The following is a 17,092-nucleotide window of genomic DNA, read 5'->3' on the forward strand; positions in this document are numbered from 1 at the left end:
AGATTATCATTATAAATCAATGCACTATTTCTAAGTTAAACTCGTTAGAATTCGGATTATTTACAAATCAGATTAGATTAAGCATTTTCATTCTCATGAAGTGTGGGGAGACAGTCACAATTCTTGTCAATATTATTAAGGACTTTGATTATCTTTGCAATGAACTTATGAAAATAAGGGGTTATTTTTTTCATCAGAAATCAACTGCAAAATTGCTCTTTGTTTTTTGCGGGTCAGTATTCTGAAATTTTTTAAAAGTAAATATTCTGCTTTGCTTGCTATTCTGTCATCACAATGATAGAGGTTCTCTTCTTTTTTTGCGCCATCAGCATAAAAGAAGGAAACGGGAACATCTAATATATGAGCAATTTCCTGTAAACGTCTTGCACTTACGCGATTTAAGCCTTTTTCATACTTTTGGATTTGTTGGAATGTTACGCCTAAATGACTTCCTAATTGTTTTTGAGAAAACCCCATGACGTTTCTTCTGAAGCGAATTTTTTTGCCTAAAGAAATATCGTAAAAATGTAGATTTTTGGCTTTCACTTGATGTCCCCACCGGTTGCGAGCGCCCTCGCATTGGTATTCCGGGGTCTGGCAACACATTGATTTATAATAATAAATCATCCTTTTTCAACTTGAATCATAACTCCGAATATAGTAAGATTTTCTCATCACAAACCCTCTCAGATTGAATCAATTAATATCACTTGCTTGCACGTCAAAAGCGGGGCTGGTGTGTGGGTAAAAATTGTACAAGAAAGGAGTAAAAATGGTTCTTATGAATCGTCTTAATGCAAGGGCTGTCGCAACATTGGGGGCTGGCAAATATAATGATGGTGCCGGCTTGCTTCTCCATAAGCGTAAAGATGGTGGTGCTCAATGGCTTTATCGTTATACCATTCATGGTCGGCGCCGCGAAATGGGCTTGGGTGCGTTGCGAAATGTTTCTTTAAAAAAAGCCCGTGAATTAGCAAATCAATGGCGTTCTGTTTTGCATGAGGGGCGTGATCCCATTAAAGAACGTGAGAAACAAAAGCGTGAGGCAATAAGTAATCTCCATTACCTAAAAGACATTGCCTTAGATGCTTTTGAAAGTCGTAAAGCTGAATTAAAAGGAGATGGCAAGGCTGGGAATTGGTTTCTACCTTTACAACTTTATATTCTCCCCAAATTAGGCTGTATTCCTATTTCAGAAATTACACAAACAGAGATACGCAATGTTCTTGCTCCCATTTGGCATGCAAAAGCTGCAACCGCAGAGAAAGCAATAAATCGTCTTAATATTTGTCTCAAACATGCTGCTGCTTTGGGGCTGGATGTTGATTTACAAGCAACGATAAAAGCACGGGCTCTCTTAGGGAAACAACGCCATAAAGCACAAAATTTACCAGCAATGGACTGGAAAGATGTTCCTGCCTTTTATCAGTCACTCTGCAAAACAACAACAATGACACAACTGGCTTTGCGTTTGCTTATTCTTACAGGCGTTCGTACACGTCCTTTGCGCTATATGCATAAAGATCAGATTGATGGGGATATATGGACCATTCCTGCTGAAAGTATGAAAGGACGACGCGATGCTACAGAAGAATTCCGCGTTCCTTTATCATCAGAAGCACTAAAAGTGATTAAACAAGCACGCCTTTTATCTCGTAATGGGTTTCTTTTTTCTGCAACCGGTCGTGGTCCCCTTGCACAGAACAGCATGTTACAATACATGAAAAAAACAGGACTTGAAGCCTGTCCGCATGGTTTTCGCTCTAGTTTACGTGATTGGCTCGCAGAAACAACCAATGCCCCTTATGAGGTCGCTGAAACCATTCTAGGTCATACGGTTGGGGGAAAAGTGGAGCGTGCCTATCGTCGCACAGACTATTTAGAACAGCGTCGTATTTTTATGGATAGATGGGCTTCTTATGTTACTGATCAAAACAATAAAAGTTGTGGATAGCTCTATGTCTCCATTTTCCTTATTTTATCCATAACGGATAATACAATCACAAATTATTGCTTCTCTTGATAAAAAATCACAAGATATTGTTTTTTTTGCTGGAAAAGTTTGCTACGAATTGCTATTTATATATAGTTAATAAACAGTGATTCTATCATTTAATATAAAGGGGATTCCATGATTCCAAACGGACCACTCCTCACAGTACGTGAGAGTGCAAAACTACTTAATATAAGCGTTTCAACACTTTGGCGGCGGGTCGCTGATGGCTCGGTACCAAAGCCTTTAAAGATTGGTTCCTTAGCGCGCTGGTTACAATCTGACCTTTGCGATGTAATCGAAAAGGCAAAAAACCAACGTGGCAACGACGCCGCCTAAAGAAAACTTCGCCTTATAGGACAGACAAAGTATTTCGACTTTCGCAAATCCCGAAATAACAGAATCTGTCCTGTAATGCAAGTAGCAGGAAGGGATTTTATGCATTTTACAAATGCTACAACAAGCGATGCTTATGCATTGCATACAACAGCTCAAAAAATTACTTGTGCATTACGTGGAGTTTGGCATGGGCGTTATGGAACAGCCCGTTGCCCTGCTCATGATGATAGGCTGCCTAGCTTATCCCTTGCCAATGGACATGATGGGCGTCTTTTACTCTATTGTTATGCTGGCTGCTCTTTTAGAGAGATCATACAAGCGCTTATTAGAATTGGCTTGCTTGGAAAACAAGCTTATGATCAGACACTCTCTTTCTCAAAACAGTTTTGTGCTGATCTCAAACGAGCAAAACAGAAAGCAGAGAGAGCAAAAGCAATTTGGCAACAAAGCCAACCAATCAAAAATACTTTAGCAGAAACCTATTTACGTATGCGGGGTATTACATGTGATTTGCCTCCTGATTTACGCTTTCATAGCAAATGTCCGCACCCCTCTGGGGTTACACTGCCCGCGTTGGTTGCTCTTGTTAAGGGCGCTGGCTCTTTCGCCATTCATAGAACCTTTTTACAAGCCAATGGCTGCAAAACAGATCAAAGACCAGCAAAAGCCATGTTGGGATCTGTAATGGGTGGTGGGGTGCATTTAAGCCAAGAAAATCCCAAACATCTGGTTATTTGTGAAGGCATTGAAACGGGGCTGTCTCTGCTGTCTGGGTTGTTATCAGAGCCCGTTGATTTATGGGCTTCTCTTTCAACCAGTGGCATGATGCGTGTGAATTTACCCCCTACAAAAGCCCGTCTCACCATTGCAATGGACGGTGATGATGCGGGTCGTAAAGCAGGTTTTAACCTCGCTGCGCGTGCTTATAGCCAAGGCTTTGAGGTCTTTATGATGCAAGCTCCAAAAGGAACTGATTTTAATAACGTATTACTTTCTTAAAAGAGGGAAACTATGAAAAATAGTAATTTACAAAACAATAATGAAAATACTCCCGTCAATGATAACGATAATGTCTCTTTAAACGAAAATACTTGTTTAAAAGCCATTTCTTATGAACAAGCCTTGCAACAAAATGGTTGGGGGCAATTAAAATCGATTGCTACGGCTCTCTTACCCGTCGAGCCTTTTAGCTTATTACAGTTGCCAATGCCATTAATGGACTATATTTATGAGGTTGCCGATCTTCAACAATCTTCTATCGATTTTATTGCTATCTCTGCTTTATGTGGCTTGGCTGCTGTGATTGGCAATGGCGTGCGGATTGCTCCCAAAAAACATGATAATAATTGGAAAATTGTTCCTAATCTCTGGGGTGCTCTTGTGGGGCAACCTTCAACACTCAAAACACCTACCATGCAAGCCGCTTTAACTCCTCTCTATGCCTTTCAAGAGGAATGGCATCAAGAATGGTTAAAGAAGAAAGAACAGCAAGAAAAGAAAGATATTCTTATTGAATTAGATAAACGAGAAAAGAAAAAACAAGCCTATAAAGCACTCAAAGATCAAGATGAGGAACAAGCCCTTGCCCTTCTTTCACAATCTATTGAACACAAAGAAAGTGATGATAACACTCTTGATAAACGACGTCTTATTGTCAACGATGTGACTGTCGAAAAGCTTGGGGAACTCTTAAAAGAAAACCCCCGTGGTCTCTTGATGGTACGAGATGAATTGGCTGGGTTTTTAGCTAATATGGAAAGAAAGGAATACCAAACAGACCGTGCCTTTTATCTAACAGCTTTTAATGGCAATACGTCATACACCTATGACCGTATTGAACGTGGAACCATTCATATTCCCAATGCAACCATTTCCATTATTGGGGGCATTCAACCCTCACGCATTATTCCCATTATTCAAGCCATGTGCCATGGAATAAATGATGATGGTTTCATGCAACGATTTCAAATGATTGTATGGCCCGACGAACGAAAAAAGCGGTTATGGACGGATAGACCTTCCAATCAAAAGGTGTGGGAAAGTTATCAAGGGGTCTTTCGTTCTCTTTATGATAAACCGTTAGGCTCACCAAAGCATCCGATAACCATACGCTTTTCTGCTGAAGCTCAAGAAATGTTTCGTGTATGGTGGGAAAATTTTCAGAAAAAAATAAATAGTGGTCATTTCTCTACAAATTTACAATCGTATCTTTTGAAAATGGATAAAACCATACCAACCCTTGCGTTGATTTTTGAATTGACCGAAGGGGGTCGTTTTGAAATCAATAGAAATGCTCTTGAGAGAGCCTTGTATTGGGAAAAATATCTGTTAAGTCATGCCAAACGTCTTTATGCGGCGCATGATACATTAGCAACAGAAAGTGCAAACTTGCTTGTCAAGCGCTGTGATTGTTTACCTGATGTTTTTACTGCACGGGATGTTTATAAACGTGATTGGAAATGTTTAAAAGACAATGAAGCTGTGAAGCAAGCTTTAGAGCTTTTATGCCGTTGCAATTATATTCGTGAAATCTCTGGAGACAATAACTCCCAAGGCGGTCGACCTACCATACGCTATGAATGGCATCCTTTAGTGAAAAGTCATAAAACATTTCAATGAATGAATTTTAAATTCCAATAAAACATATAACTTATGTATTCATAAAATGAAACCTTCAAAACATTTCCCATCTATTGGTTTTGGAGGTTTTGGAGGTTTTGGAGGTGCTTTTTATTCCCCTCTTTATATATTTTAAAAATCAAAATAAAAGTCATTATATTTCAATATGTTAATTTTTATCAACTTTTCAAAAAACAATCTATATCAACATTACAACCTGTAAATTCAACTTATAGTATAGGTTTTGTAGGGGTTTTGGGGGCATAGGGGGTATATGCTTTTTATCTTTCTTACAAAGCAAGCAATAAAAGCCTATCAAAACATACATTCTGATATCTTAAAAGCACATAGTTCATTTGTCTTGATGAACACGTGAAACGAACAGCAAAATTCACTATTTTGCTGATTTTACTTCATGTCATAGGCTGTGGATAAGTAGCCTTTAAAAACCCCTTTTGAAAAAATTTATCCGTTTTTTCGCATTTTTCTACATTTTTTTCACCATTTGCTCAAAATGGATTTAATAAGCTTCATTTCGATTCTTTTGAAGAGAATTAATCTGTATCGTAGATAGTTATGGAGTTTATCCTTTATGCTTCGCTCTCATCACTCTGATAATGAACACGTCACTTTACGCTCTCTGTTGGAATATTATCGTCAAAAAGCTAAATCACCCCGTGAATTAGGAACCATGTTTGAAAACCTTGTCATGGTTTATTTGAGTGAAGAGCCGCTTCAAAAGCAAGAATACGAAAAGGTTCAAACTTATTTGGAATGGGCGCAAGAGCATGATGAAGATGGAACGGATATTGGGATTGATCTGGTGGCTACAATCCGTGATGAAGGGGGTTATGCGGCTATTCAATGTAAATGCTATGACGCCTCTCACATAATTAAAAAAGAAGATATTGATAGTTTTATTGCTGCCTCGGGCAAAAAGATCTTCACCCGTCGCATACTGGTTGATAGCACCGAAACAGATTGGAGTGACAATGTTGAACTGACTTGTGAAGGACAAGAGGTTCGTATTCAACGGATTAATCTGTTTGATTTAGAAAACAGTCAAATCGATTGGGGGGCTTATAAAGAACAAGGACAAGCTGTTCTCAAAGAGAAATCAAAGAAAAAGCTTTTAGATCATCAGAAAGAAGCGCTCAAAGCGGTTTGTGAAGGTTTAAAAGAAGCAGACCGTGGCAAGCTGATTATGGCATGTGGAACGGGCAAGACTTTCACCAGTTTGAAGATAGCAGAAACCATAGCAGGAAAAGGCAAGCGTGTATTGTTTCTGGTGCCCTCTCTCGCTCTTATCTCTCAAACAATTCGTGAATGGACAGAAGATACAGAAGTATCCTTGCGTTCCTTTGCCGTATGTTCGGATACGCAAGTAGGTAAGCGTCGTAAGAATAAAAATGATGATGAAGCTGGTCTCGATGCATCAGACCTTGTTTTACCGGCTACGACCGATGCCAAAGAGCTTGCGCGTAAAGCCAATAAAACTTCTCTTGATGTAATGACTGTGGTCTTTTCGACTTACCATTCAATCCAAGTGATTTCGGATGCGCAAAAAAAGTATGATTTACCCGAATTTGATCTGATCATCTGTGATGAAGCACACCGTACCACTGGAGCTGTGTTAGGAACAGACAAGCGTGAATCTGAATTTATCAAGGTTCATGATAACAGCATCATTCGGGGCAAAAAACGTCTGTACATGACGGCAACCCCTAAGATCTTTACCGACAAGCTGAAAAAGAAGGCTGACGCATCTGATGCTGTTCTGGCGTCCATGGATGATGAAGAGCTCTATGGAAAAAATCTTTACACGTATACTTTTTCAAAAGCTCTAAAAGATAAACTTTTAACACCCTATAAAGTTATCGTCTTGGCTGTTGATGAAGCAATTATTAACGCAACGATTCAGAAACGCCTTAAAGATAAAAATTCCGAACTTATTCTTGATGATACAACTAAAATCATTGGCTGCTACAAAGCACTTTCCCAAATAGAAAAGAAGGAAGAAGATGGCATAAAACCTATGCGTCGTTCTCTGGCTTTTTGTAAAAATATCAAGACGTCTCAATTAGTTAGCGAACTATTCAATGACGCCATTGATGAATATCATAAATTTGTTCCCGAAAGTAAGACTTCTCTTATCTTTGATGTTAAGCACATTGATGGATCTTTTAATGGCAAAAATCGTAATAAATTACTTGATTGGCTTAAAGAAGATACAGATGAGAATAACTGCCGTGTGTTAACCAATGTCCGATGTCTCTCTGAAGGAGTCGATGTCCCTGCTCTTGATGCGGTTATGTTTTTACACCCGCGTAAAAGTCATGTGGATGTGATACAGGCTGTGGGGCGTGTGATGCGCCGCGCAGAAGGTAAAACAACAGGCTACATTATTTTACCCGTTGGTATTCCCTTTAATATTCCACCACAACAGGCTTTAGAAAACAATACAAAGTATGATGTCATCTGGCAAGTTCTCAATGCTTTGCGTGCTCATGATGACAACTTTAAAAACAAAATAAAAGCCTTAGAGCTGGACCAAGATGTTCGTCATGTGTTTGAGATTGTAGGGGTTACTTTTGACCCTGCTTTACAAGCAATGACCGCAGTTGTTGACGAACTCTCTTTCCACGCGAAATCGGAAAGTGCTGGGCTTCATATTGGTTCAGTAGCAAGTGAAAGCTCTTATAAATATGGAGGACAAAAAGAATTCGAGTTTTATGTTGATGAATTATCGCGTGCTATTAAGCCCATCATTGTCAAAAAATGTGGAGAGCCTAATCAGTGGGGAAATTGGGCTGGCAATGTAGCTGCAATTGCACAAAATCATATTATTCGTCTTAAAAGCATACTCGCTGATAAAAAGAGTGAAGCCTTTCACGCTTTTGATGCCTTTCATAAAGAATTAAAGAACGGTTTAAATGACAGTATCGAGCAAGAGGATGCACTTGAGATGTTGGCGCAACACCTTGTGACACGTCCTATTTTTGAATCCTTGTTTGATGGAAATGAGTTTGTGCAAAACAATGCCATTTCACAAGCCATGGAAAAGATCTTAAGAGAACTTGATAAGATGAATATCAAAGACGAAGCCAAAGATCTTGAAAAGTTTTATCAAAGTGTAAAGGATGATACAGAGGGTATTATTGAAACGCGAGCAAAACAGAATCTTATTATCAAACTTTACGAAGATTTTTTTACCAAGGCATTCAAAAAGACAACAGATAAACTTGGGATTGTTTATACGCCTATTGAAATAGTTGATTTTATCTTACATTCCGTCAATGATGTTTTAGAGCAAGAGTTTGGACAAAGCTTAAGTTCTCGAGGCGTCTCTATTCTTGACCCTTTCACTGGAACGGGGACCTTTATTACACGGCTTTTACAATCCAAGCTCATCAAACCAGAGGATATGAAATATAAATTCCGTCATGATATTCATGCCAATGAGATTGTTTTGCTAGCCTATTACATAGCAGCGATTAACATTGAATCGACCTATCATAGTCTTATGAAAGGAGAGTATATCCCTTTTGAAGGAATTTGTTTAACTGATACGTTTTTGATGCTTGAAGAAAAAGATTTTTTTACACGCTATATGTTTGAGAATTCAGAGCGGTGTAAAAAACAGCAGGAAGTAGATATCCAAGTTATTGTTGGCAATCCTCCTTATTCAACAGGTCAAAAAAGTGCTAATGACAATGCAAAGAATACCCCTTATCCCATATTAAATAACCGTATTCGTGAAACCTATGCTGCTCAATCTAAATCAATGAATACGCGAAATTTTTATGACAGTTATATTCGTGCTATGCGCTGGGCAAGTGACCGTATTGGTAATGCTGGGGTAATCGGCTTTGTTTCTGGCTCTGGTTACATAGAAAAATCGACAATGAATAGTTTACGAAAATCTTTAGCCAAAGAATTTACGAGTATTTATGTACTTAATTTACGAGGGGATCTTCGTAAAAATATGTTAAGCAATGGAGCTGCTCAAGAAGGTGAAAATGTTTTTGGTAGTGGTAGTATGACGGGCATTGCCGTGACGCTGTTTATAAAAAATCCCAATACTATTGGACCTTGTAAAATTTACTATCATGATATTGGTGATAATCAAACAAGAGAAAAAAAACTTAAAACAATTAAGGACTTTGGTAGTATTGATGGCATTACACGAAGTAAAAAAGATTGGCAAATAATCACACCAGATAAGCATGGTGATTGGATACGTCAACGTGATGACAGTTTTGAAACATTCTTAGCTTTAGGCGATAAGAGACCTCATGAGAAAAAACTCTTTGAGATTTATTCTTGTGGCATTACGACTAGTCGTGATGCTTGGGCATACAATTCAAGTCGTGCAATTTTAGCGAAAAATATGGGTAACATGATTGCCTTCTATAACAGTGAAGCAGAACGTTTTAATAATGCTTATGCGCACACTGACAGTAAATCACGTACAAAGGCTGTAGATAATTTTGTTAATTCAGATACAAGCAAGATAAGTTGGAGTTTGAATATAAAAAAACAATTAGCAAGAGGTAATATTTTAAAATTTGAAGAAGACGGTTTTGTTCAAAGTTTATATCGTCCTTTTACACGACAGTGGCTTTATTATAATCGCATTTTTAATGAAGCAATTTATCAAATGCCTCGTATCTTTCCTGTAGAAAAAATGATCAAAAATACAGTGATACAAGTTTCTGCTATAGGGGCAAGAAGTGGCTTTTCTGTTATTATGACTAGGGATCTACCTGATTTTCATGCAATAGATACTGGACAATGCTTTCCACGTTATATTTACGAAGACACGACGGTTTCAAAAGATAAAAATGAGAAACAATCCCATTTATTTGCAAATGCTACAGAAGAAAACAAAACTGTTGGTTTACAGAGGCATGATGCCATAACTGATGAAGGATTAGCACATTTTAAAGCAGCTTATCCTAATGAAAAAATCACTAAGGATGATCTATTCTATTATGTTTACGGTATACTTCATTCGGAAGATTATCGTGCCCGTTATGCTGATAACCTCTCTAAAGAATTGCCTCGTATCCCGTGTGTAAAGAGTGCTGATGACTTTTGGAAATTTGTAACAGCAGGACGTGAACTAGGTCATTTGCACGTGAATTATGAAGATGTAGAGCCTTATCCCGTGATCTTTAAAAAGGGTAATCCAAAACAGACAGAAATCTCTAATCTCGAAAAATTCTATTATGTGACTGAAATGAAATTCGCAAAAATTAAGAATAGTAAGGAAAAGGATAAATCGACTGTTATTTACAATAGCAATATTACCATAACAGATATCCCTCTTGAAGCTTATGAGTATATCGTCAATGGCAAGCCTGCTCTTGAATGGGTTATGGGGCGTCAATGCGTTAAGACTGATAAAAAGAGTGGTATTGTGAATGATGCTAATCGCTATGCTGTTGAAACCGTTGGCAACCCTGCTTATCCATTAGAGTTATTTCAAAGGGTTATTACTGTAAGTTTAGAGACAATCAAAATTGTTAAGAACCTACCAAAATTAGAAATTAGAGAAACTGAATAACTTATAAAGCATGCTCACATAATGGGCATGCTAATCTTATTAAAGCCGCTTATGTATTAGTTTAAATAAAAGTTTATTTTATCATCTGTTATGAGATAACTAAGATAGGAAAGAATTACGTTATCAGAAATCCTTTAATGGACTTTTGTAAATTCTTTAAACGTATCATCTTGTGAATTGATTACCTATAATCTTTAAAAGGAGTGTTTATATGCGTTATTCTAAAAAGAAATCATTTGCACTTTTAGATACTCTTATTTGGATTGCCTTTAAGAGATTATACCGTATTTAAAATGATAGCTTTATCCTTTTCAAAAGCTTTGTTTAAACAGAGTTATGTATATTCATTTTCTTATATTACTTATAGGTTTTGTCTGTTTTTAAAACCCCCAAAACCCCTACAAAACCCTCTTAGATATATATTAAAAATTGTATTTATGTGTTATGTTTAATATAGGTTGTTTATTTGAAAGATTAACTTATTGAAATATAATAACTTTTATTTTGGATTAAAAAATATATATAAAGGGGGGGGTAAAAAGACCCCCCAAAACCCCCATACCCCCCTAAACTCATAACCATAATAGTCTTAATAGCATTTCTTATGATTATAAACCGTTTCTTTTGAAGGGCTTTAAAGGATCATATGCTTTTCATAAAGCACATTTTAATCACTCACTAAAATCATAAGATTCGTCTGTTAAATAAACTGACATAACCGATAAAATAGACAAAAGCCCATTAAAAGAGATTTTTATAATCTATGGAATAATTTTATAGATCTTTTTTTATAGGTTGTTTCCTTAAAATCTTGCACCAAAACCATGATCAGAGCCATACCACTGTTGAGTTTCTCAACTATGATCAAGGCTTTGGACCGCGCCTTATTTTCTAAATTTTTTGAAATCTTTTTGATATTTTTTAGGTGCTATTTCTTGTCTTTTTTTCCGATAAAATTGACTATTTTCTCTTTCCACGAGCGGGATTGCTCCTTGCTGATAACCTCTTGTTGATCATCAAACTTTTCTGCCACCCGTTCAATCAAAGCGTAGCTCACTTGCTTCACCTTTGCTACTTCTTTGGCTAAAGCTAATGCACGTTCAAGGTGGGTTTTGTTGATGCTTTCGTCAAAGCCTAGGTGATCACCTGCCGTAAAGCTTTGCTGATAAGATTGTAAGGTCTCAACATCACCCAATAAAGCAAGAGCGCCAAGATGAAGCAAAGCATAATCCGTATCATCTGCTTTAGATGTTGCATCTTGTTGCCAAGGAGCAGTGCCATAATCAGAGCGAAGTCTTTTAGAAAGGTCAATGTCTGTTACCGCCCATTTTAGCGCGTCATCAAGTGCTTGCTTTAAGCGATCCGCAGTAACTTCTGGTTCAAAGATTTCTAACCCCTTTGCTTCAAAATTAAGCTGTATATCTGGAATATCTTCCGTGTGGGTAGGATCAATGAATTTACAAGCGGTGGAAAGAATGCCCGTGCTAATCAAAAAGGCGCTATCAAATTGTGGGTAATCTTTGGCAATTTCGTCGTTATAAAGAATGTCTACTTCACGATCAGCCAATTGATAGCTTGCCATATGGTCATTCTCATTGATTTTCTCGGTTGACCAGCCTAGACTTTTTAAAAGTGCATGAGCACTTTCCATAGTGAGACGATCATCAGTGTCATCCGCTTCATCCACTTCCTCTGCCACTTCAACAGAAGTTGTTTTAGAAGCAACAGATGCTGTTTGCGGATCCAAGCTTAAAATCGGAGCGTTTTTAGGAAAACCTGTTCAATAACGCTGGGCAAGATTAAGCGCGTTGTCAATATCATATTTTGTGATAGTATCTACAAAGCCTAGACGGTTTTTTCTTTGAAAACTCTCCTTATAAAACTTAAGTTTTTTGACATTGCCAGTCAAAATAAGTGCAATAAGGTGAAATTCTGCAAGGAAAAATTCACTTTTTGTTGGCAACGCCGCATAATCATAGATGATTTGGTTGGTGTTTTGGTTATCAGCCCATTTAAGAATATCCACACAGATTTGCTTTAGTTTGCCTTCTTCAACTTCAACACTAGAAACTGTATAAACTTCTTCTGCCTCTTTGAGAGCTATATATTGAGGATTCTCGGGAAAAACACCCCTATGAGCAGTGGAAAAGGCAAGTGTTGAAAGTGAAGCCTTGAATATAACGATCAGTGTTTTTCCTTTTGTATCAAGGTCGTACACTATATTAATGATACGGTCTTTGCTTATAAAATAAGCATTACGATTGTAATTTTTATCACGATAGACTGTCCAGTTCATCATTTTTAATGTTTCAGAAACTGTATTAAGGAGAGCTAAAGATTGTACATCAATACGTGCATCCGCCGCCTCTCGCTCCTTTAAAACGCTCAGATGTCCTTCAGCAAATTGAACAGCGTGATTAACATATTTTTCCACATCATCGTCATCTAAATATTCAGAAATCGTACCTGCTTTTACGGCATTTTGATAGGATTTCAGGATATCAATTTGACCTGTTAATGCTAAACAAGCCAAATGCCATGGAATATCGGGACAAGAGCTATATTTTTGAACAAGCGCTTTGCTTTCTATCGCTGCTTCTAAATCCTGAGCACGCGCCCATTGTATCACCCGCTCAGAAATTTTGATAAGCTCCTGCTCATTTAATGTCTCTAAACGAATATCAATCCCTTTACCAACACCACTAAAAACCCCTCCCTCAATCGTATTAAAAGACTGATAAATATTTGTAGCTGATATCTGCCTACATTTTCTACTATCGTGAATATAATGGCAAGCGACAGAAATATCTTCGTTGGAGATCCCTGCTTCAAGATGAACATTATAATCATCATGAAGACGGATAAAACCAAAATCAAATTGAATGAAGCGGTCGGGCAAAATCAGCCACATTTTTCCAGGTTCCGTAACAAACCACCCTTGGGTTTTAAGAATGCGCGTTGCTGCTGTAAGACTCATCAAACGCTGTTTCGGTTTTTTGCGTGCTAAAATGTCATCCAATTCATTATTTTTATAAGCTTCAGCAAAAAAGATGACGCGCTCAACCTGTGTCATCTTTTCATAATCAGAAAACTCTGGTGTATATAATTGAGGTGTAGGTTTGTAATTCCTTAAAGCTTCGGTATCGCCGAGTAGAGCCTTTGCAACGAGAGAATGATTAGCAGCTTTTTTACGTAATTTTTTCTTAATATCCTGTGCTTGCGCCCAAGCTAACACTTTGTCTAAAGCTACCTTGACATGGCTTTCAAAAAACTCCAGTGCTGTAACTCCAAAATTCTCTTCTGAAGAAATCAGCATAGCCTCATATTGAGATTGAGATTCTTTACCGTTAGCATATTCACAGCCAAGACAATAAGCAGCAGTAGTAAGACTGACAGAAACCCACAATCTTCCGCTATCCCGTCCATAATCTATGACACCATAATGAATACGCACTATGCGATCGGGGAGGTGATAATAAGCAAACATATCACCCATTTCATCGCGATGGGGCTCCCAACCAACTTTTTTTAAAATCTCTGTTGCGTCTTTGGTTTGCATCGTCATTACCCCCCCCCCAGCATGTTCCATAATTCTTTTACAGAGAAATTCATAGAAGTTACTTGCGTAATGCTCTGAATCTCCAGATGCAATTTCAACATAGAGTGGGCATTCACCATCCCAAAACTGAGAATAATCAAAATAAAATGTTTCACCAAAATCAGTTCTATTCACGGCAAGCTGATTTGGTTTTGCGAAACCATTTTTTATATCCGTCAAATGATAGAAAACAATATCACCAGCAGGACACTTATCAAAACTTGCGTTATAAATGCTAAAAATTTCATAACCTCCAATTTCTCCTCCTCCATAATTTTTTAAAAAACTTTTGTAGGACGAGGTGAATTGTAAACCAAGAGTTCTCTCAGCCTTTTCAATCAATATATCATCAGGTGCATCCTCTGCAGTGCCAAAGTCGATAACATCCGGATACTTATTAATTAATACTGCAACATCATCTAAGGTATAGGTTTTCATAGATGATCCTCAAAACGTGCGTTATAAACGCTCCATATTTCCTCGCTATCAATTTCACCTCTTCCATAGTTTTTTCCAAAAACTCTTGTAAAAAGGGATAGGTTGCGGAGTGGGAGTGTGCTCAATCTTTTCAATCGGTTGATCACCATCAGGTATCTCAACTCCCGCGTGTACTTTAATTCTTTTGCATAGGAATTCATAAAAATTACTGGCGTAATATTCGGACTCCTCATCCGCAAACATGACATAGAGTGGGCATTCACCATCCCGAAACTGCGTATAATCAAAGTAAAAGGTTTCATCAAGATCATAACTCACAACGAGCTGTTCTGGTGTCGTAAAACCACGTTTTCTATCATTTAAGTTTTGGAAAACAACGTCATTAACAGAAACACCTATAGGATGCTCATAAAGACTATAGATTTCTTCACCACTAATGTCCCCACCTTTATAATGTTTCAAAAAACTCTTGTAAGAGGATGTGAATTGTAAACCAAGAGCTTTCTCAGCCCTTTCAATTACAAGATCATCAACTGCATCATCTTCAGTACGAAAATGGATAATCTCATCATCATATTTATTCACTTTATCAATTAATATTACAACATCAGCTAAGGTATAGGTTTTCATAAATCTTCCCCTGCATGGTCCTTAATTCTTTTACAGAGAAATTCATAAAAATTACTTGCATAATAAAGGGGATCTCCAGATATTACCTCAAAATAGAGCGGACATTCACCATCCTGAAACTGAGAGTAATCAAAGTAAAATGTCTCACCAAAATCAGTTCTACTGACAACAAGCTGCTGTGATTTTGCTAAACCATTTTTCATTTCTGTTAAGCGATTATAGACAATGTCACCACCATAAACAGTTTCAAAGTCTACACCATAAATGCTAAAAATTTCCTCGCAACCAATTTCTCCTCCTCCATAATTTTTTAAAAAACTTTTGTAGGACGAGGTGAATTGTAAACCAAGAGTTCTCTCAGCCTTTTCAATCAATATATCATCAGGTGCATCCTCTGCAGTGCCAAAGTCGATAACATCCGGATACTTATTAATTAATTGTGCAACATCAGCTAAGGTATAGGTTTTCATGGATGATCCTCAAAACTTGCGTTATAAACGCTTCATATTTCCTCTATCAATTTCACCTCTTCCATAGTTTTTTCCAAAAGCTCTTGTAAAAAGGGATAGGTTGCGGAGTGGGAGTGTTCTCAATCTTTTCAATCGGTTGGTCACCATCAGGTATCTCAGCTCCCACACTTTCTTTAATTCTTTTGCAAAGGAATTCATAAAAATTGCTAGCGTAATACTCGCAATCCTCAGATGGAAGCATGACATAAAGTGGGCATTCTCCATCCCTAAACTGCGTATAATCAAAATAAAAGGTTTCACCAAAATCTGTTCTGCTAATGAAAAGCTGTTCTGGTGTCACAAAACCACGTTCTCTATTGAGTAAGTTTCGGTAAACAATATCACCAGCAGGAATACCTTCCCCACAATCTCCATAAATGCTAAATATTTCATCACCACCAATTTCTCCTCCTCCATATTTTTTTAAGAAAACTTTGTAAGAGGATGTGAATTGCAAACCCAAAGCTTTCTCCGCCTTTTCAATCTGTAAATCATCTGTTTCATTCTCTCCATCATCTTCAGTACCCAAATTGATAATCTCTTCATCATATTTATTTACTTTATCAATTAAGACTGCAACATCATCTAAGGTATAGGTTTTCATCAATTATTCTCCATTAATTATTCTATAAATCTCTGTTTTTTCTCTTTTCATCAACCGTAGAGTATTACTGCCGATGCTCCTGTCCCCATCTGTCAAAATCTAGACCTATAATACCCCATTTCATATCAATTATTTCTCCTAAATTACTGTTTTTTTGTTCTCTATACCCTTTAGCGCGTTCCTTCCAATATTCCTCTCTCCACTTATTAAACTTTTCTCTCTCTATAAGCGATTGATGTGTTTTGGAAGGAGCATGAATCACGGAATTATATTTATTATGAGATTCCTTGCTCATTTCTGCTATGGGCCCCTCATGCGTTTGCTTTAGGTGATGCAACTCAACAGGCTCACCATCAAATCCTATAGGTGCTCTTCCTGTTTCCATCCTTTCAATATTGGTGCCCCACACGTCTTTCTTGTTTACTCTCCATTTAACCCTTTGGTTAGGATCAAACAAATCGTCTCTCTTATAAGCTTTGTTCGTCTGACCAAATTTGCTATCGGTAAATTTAGTGGGTTTCTTTTTTAACCAAAGCTTTTTTTCTTTAGCAGCAAGTTTGGTCAGTTCTTTCCTCGCCGCAAATTTGTCAGGATCTCCTTGAGTTGCAAGTTTGGCAAGATTTTTCTTGGAAGCGAATTGGGCAAAATCTTTCATAGCATTGAACTTGATCACTGTCTTTTCGCCAAGCTTTATGGCTCCCTTGGCTGTTCCAGCTCCTCCCAAAAACAGCGTTGCTACTTCAGTCAATAATTTTCCAAATTCAAGACCAGCATTAAAGGAACCACCGGCACC

The 17,092-nt window shown here is 37.6% G+C and carries 10 protein-coding genes and 2 pseudogenes; 5 read left to right on the forward strand and 7 right to left on the reverse strand.

All coding sequences use genetic code 11. The features are described from left to right. Positions 1-165: 165 nt before the first annotated feature. Positions 166-546, reverse strand: a complete 381-nt coding sequence (locus ACFINM_RS07735) for a helix-turn-helix domain-containing protein (protein ID WP_375612292.1) — start codon at positions 544-546, stop codon at positions 166-168. 226 nt (positions 547-772) lie between these two features. On the opposite strand from ACFINM_RS07735, the gene ACFINM_RS07740 reads away from it, so the two are divergent. From ACFINM_RS07740 to ACFINM_RS07760, 5 genes are all read left to right on the forward strand, one after another. Next, entirely contained in the window at positions 773-1,954 is a 1,182-nt protein-coding gene (locus tag ACFINM_RS07740; protein WP_375641019.1) for a tyrosine-type recombinase/integrase, read from the forward strand. Between the two features lie 177 nt (positions 1,955-2,131). Continuing rightward, positions 2,132-2,332 (forward strand): AlpA family transcriptional regulator, encoded by a 201-nt coding sequence (locus ACFINM_RS07745; RefSeq protein ID WP_015856773.1) that lies wholly within the window; start codon positions 2,132-2,134, stop codon positions 2,330-2,332. Positions 2,333-2,431: 99 nt separating this feature from the next. Next, positions 2,432-3,331, forward strand: coding sequence for a toprim domain-containing protein (locus ACFINM_RS07750; RefSeq protein WP_375641020.1), 900 nt, complete (start codon positions 2,432-2,434; stop codon positions 3,329-3,331). A gap of 12 nt (positions 3,332-3,343) precedes the next feature. After that, a complete protein-coding gene (locus ACFINM_RS07755) occupies positions 3,344-4,951 on the forward strand; it encodes a YfjI family protein (protein ID WP_375641021.1) in 1,608 nt (535 codons plus the stop codon). A 592-nt stretch (positions 4,952-5,543) separates the two neighbouring features. After that, positions 5,544-10,520 carry a DEAD/DEAH box helicase gene (locus ACFINM_RS07760; protein ID WP_375641022.1) on the forward strand — a complete coding sequence of 1,659 codons (4,977 nt, stop codon included), beginning with the start codon at positions 5,544-5,546 and terminating at the stop codon, positions 10,518-10,520. Positions 10,521-11,448: 928 nt separating this feature from the next. Here the strand turns inward: ACFINM_RS07760 and ACFINM_RS07765 are convergent. The 6 genes and pseudogenes from ACFINM_RS07765 to ACFINM_RS07790 form a co-directional block, all read right to left on the reverse strand. Beyond that, positions 11,449-14,079 (reverse strand): annotated as a pseudogene (locus tag ACFINM_RS07765) (DUF6990 domain-containing protein). 15 nt (positions 14,080-14,094) lie between these two features. Then, positions 14,095-14,556, reverse strand: a pseudogene (locus ACFINM_RS07770) (SMI1/KNR4 family protein); the annotation flags it as partial. A gap of 54 nt (positions 14,557-14,610) precedes the next feature. Then, positions 14,611-15,186 carry an SMI1/KNR4 family protein gene (locus tag ACFINM_RS07775; RefSeq protein ID WP_183194725.1) on the reverse strand — a complete coding sequence of 192 codons (576 nt, stop codon included), beginning with the start codon at positions 15,184-15,186 and terminating at the stop codon, positions 14,611-14,613. Next, on the reverse strand, positions 15,183-15,656 hold the full coding sequence (locus tag ACFINM_RS07780; RefSeq protein ID WP_375613701.1) for an SMI1/KNR4 family protein: 474 nt from the start codon (positions 15,654-15,656) through the stop codon (positions 15,183-15,185). The genes ACFINM_RS07775 and ACFINM_RS07780 overlap by 4 nt, the downstream gene beginning before the upstream one ends. 52 nt (positions 15,657-15,708) lie before the next feature. After that, positions 15,709-16,299: an SMI1/KNR4 family protein gene (locus ACFINM_RS07785; RefSeq protein WP_183193918.1), complete on the reverse strand. Its 591-nt coding sequence runs from the start codon at positions 16,297-16,299 to the stop codon at positions 15,709-15,711. A gap of 64 nt (positions 16,300-16,363) precedes the next feature. Then, the coding region (locus ACFINM_RS07790; RefSeq protein WP_375641023.1) for an HNH/ENDO VII family nuclease at positions 16,364-17,092 on the reverse strand (729 nt) is incomplete at its 5' end.

The organism is Bartonella sp. AA168HLJHH (genome assembly GCF_042197365.1).
In the GTDB taxonomy this organism is placed as follows: Bacteria; Pseudomonadota; Alphaproteobacteria; order Rhizobiales; family Rhizobiaceae; genus Bartonella.

Excerpts from the sequence above, each read along its gene's own strand:
- ACFINM_RS07740 (WP_375641019.1), top strand. The coding sequence starts at position 773 with ATGGTTCTTATGAATCGTCTTAATGCAAGGGCTGTCGCAACATTGGGG.
- ACFINM_RS07785 (WP_183193918.1), bottom strand. The coding sequence starts at position 16,299 with ATGAAAACCTATACCTTAGATGATGTTGCAGTCTTAATTGATAAAGTA.
- ACFINM_RS07780 (WP_375613701.1), bottom strand. The coding sequence starts at position 15,656 with ATGAAAACCTATACCTTAGCTGATGTTGCACAATTAATTAATAAGTAT.
- ACFINM_RS07755 (WP_375641021.1), top strand. The coding sequence starts at position 3,344 with ATGAAAAATAGTAATTTACAAAACAATAATGAAAATACTCCCGTCAAT.
- ACFINM_RS07750 (WP_375641020.1), top strand. The coding sequence starts at position 2,432 with ATGCATTTTACAAATGCTACAACAAGCGATGCTTATGCATTGCATACA.
- ACFINM_RS07745 (WP_015856773.1), top strand. The coding sequence starts at position 2,132 with ATGATTCCAAACGGACCACTCCTCACAGTACGTGAGAGTGCAAAACTA.
- ACFINM_RS07775 (WP_183194725.1), bottom strand. The coding sequence starts at position 15,186 with ATGAAAACCTATACCTTAGCTGATGTTGTAATATTAATTGATAAAGTG.
- ACFINM_RS07760 (WP_375641022.1), top strand. The coding sequence starts at position 5,544 with ATGCTTCGCTCTCATCACTCTGATAATGAACACGTCACTTTACGCTCT.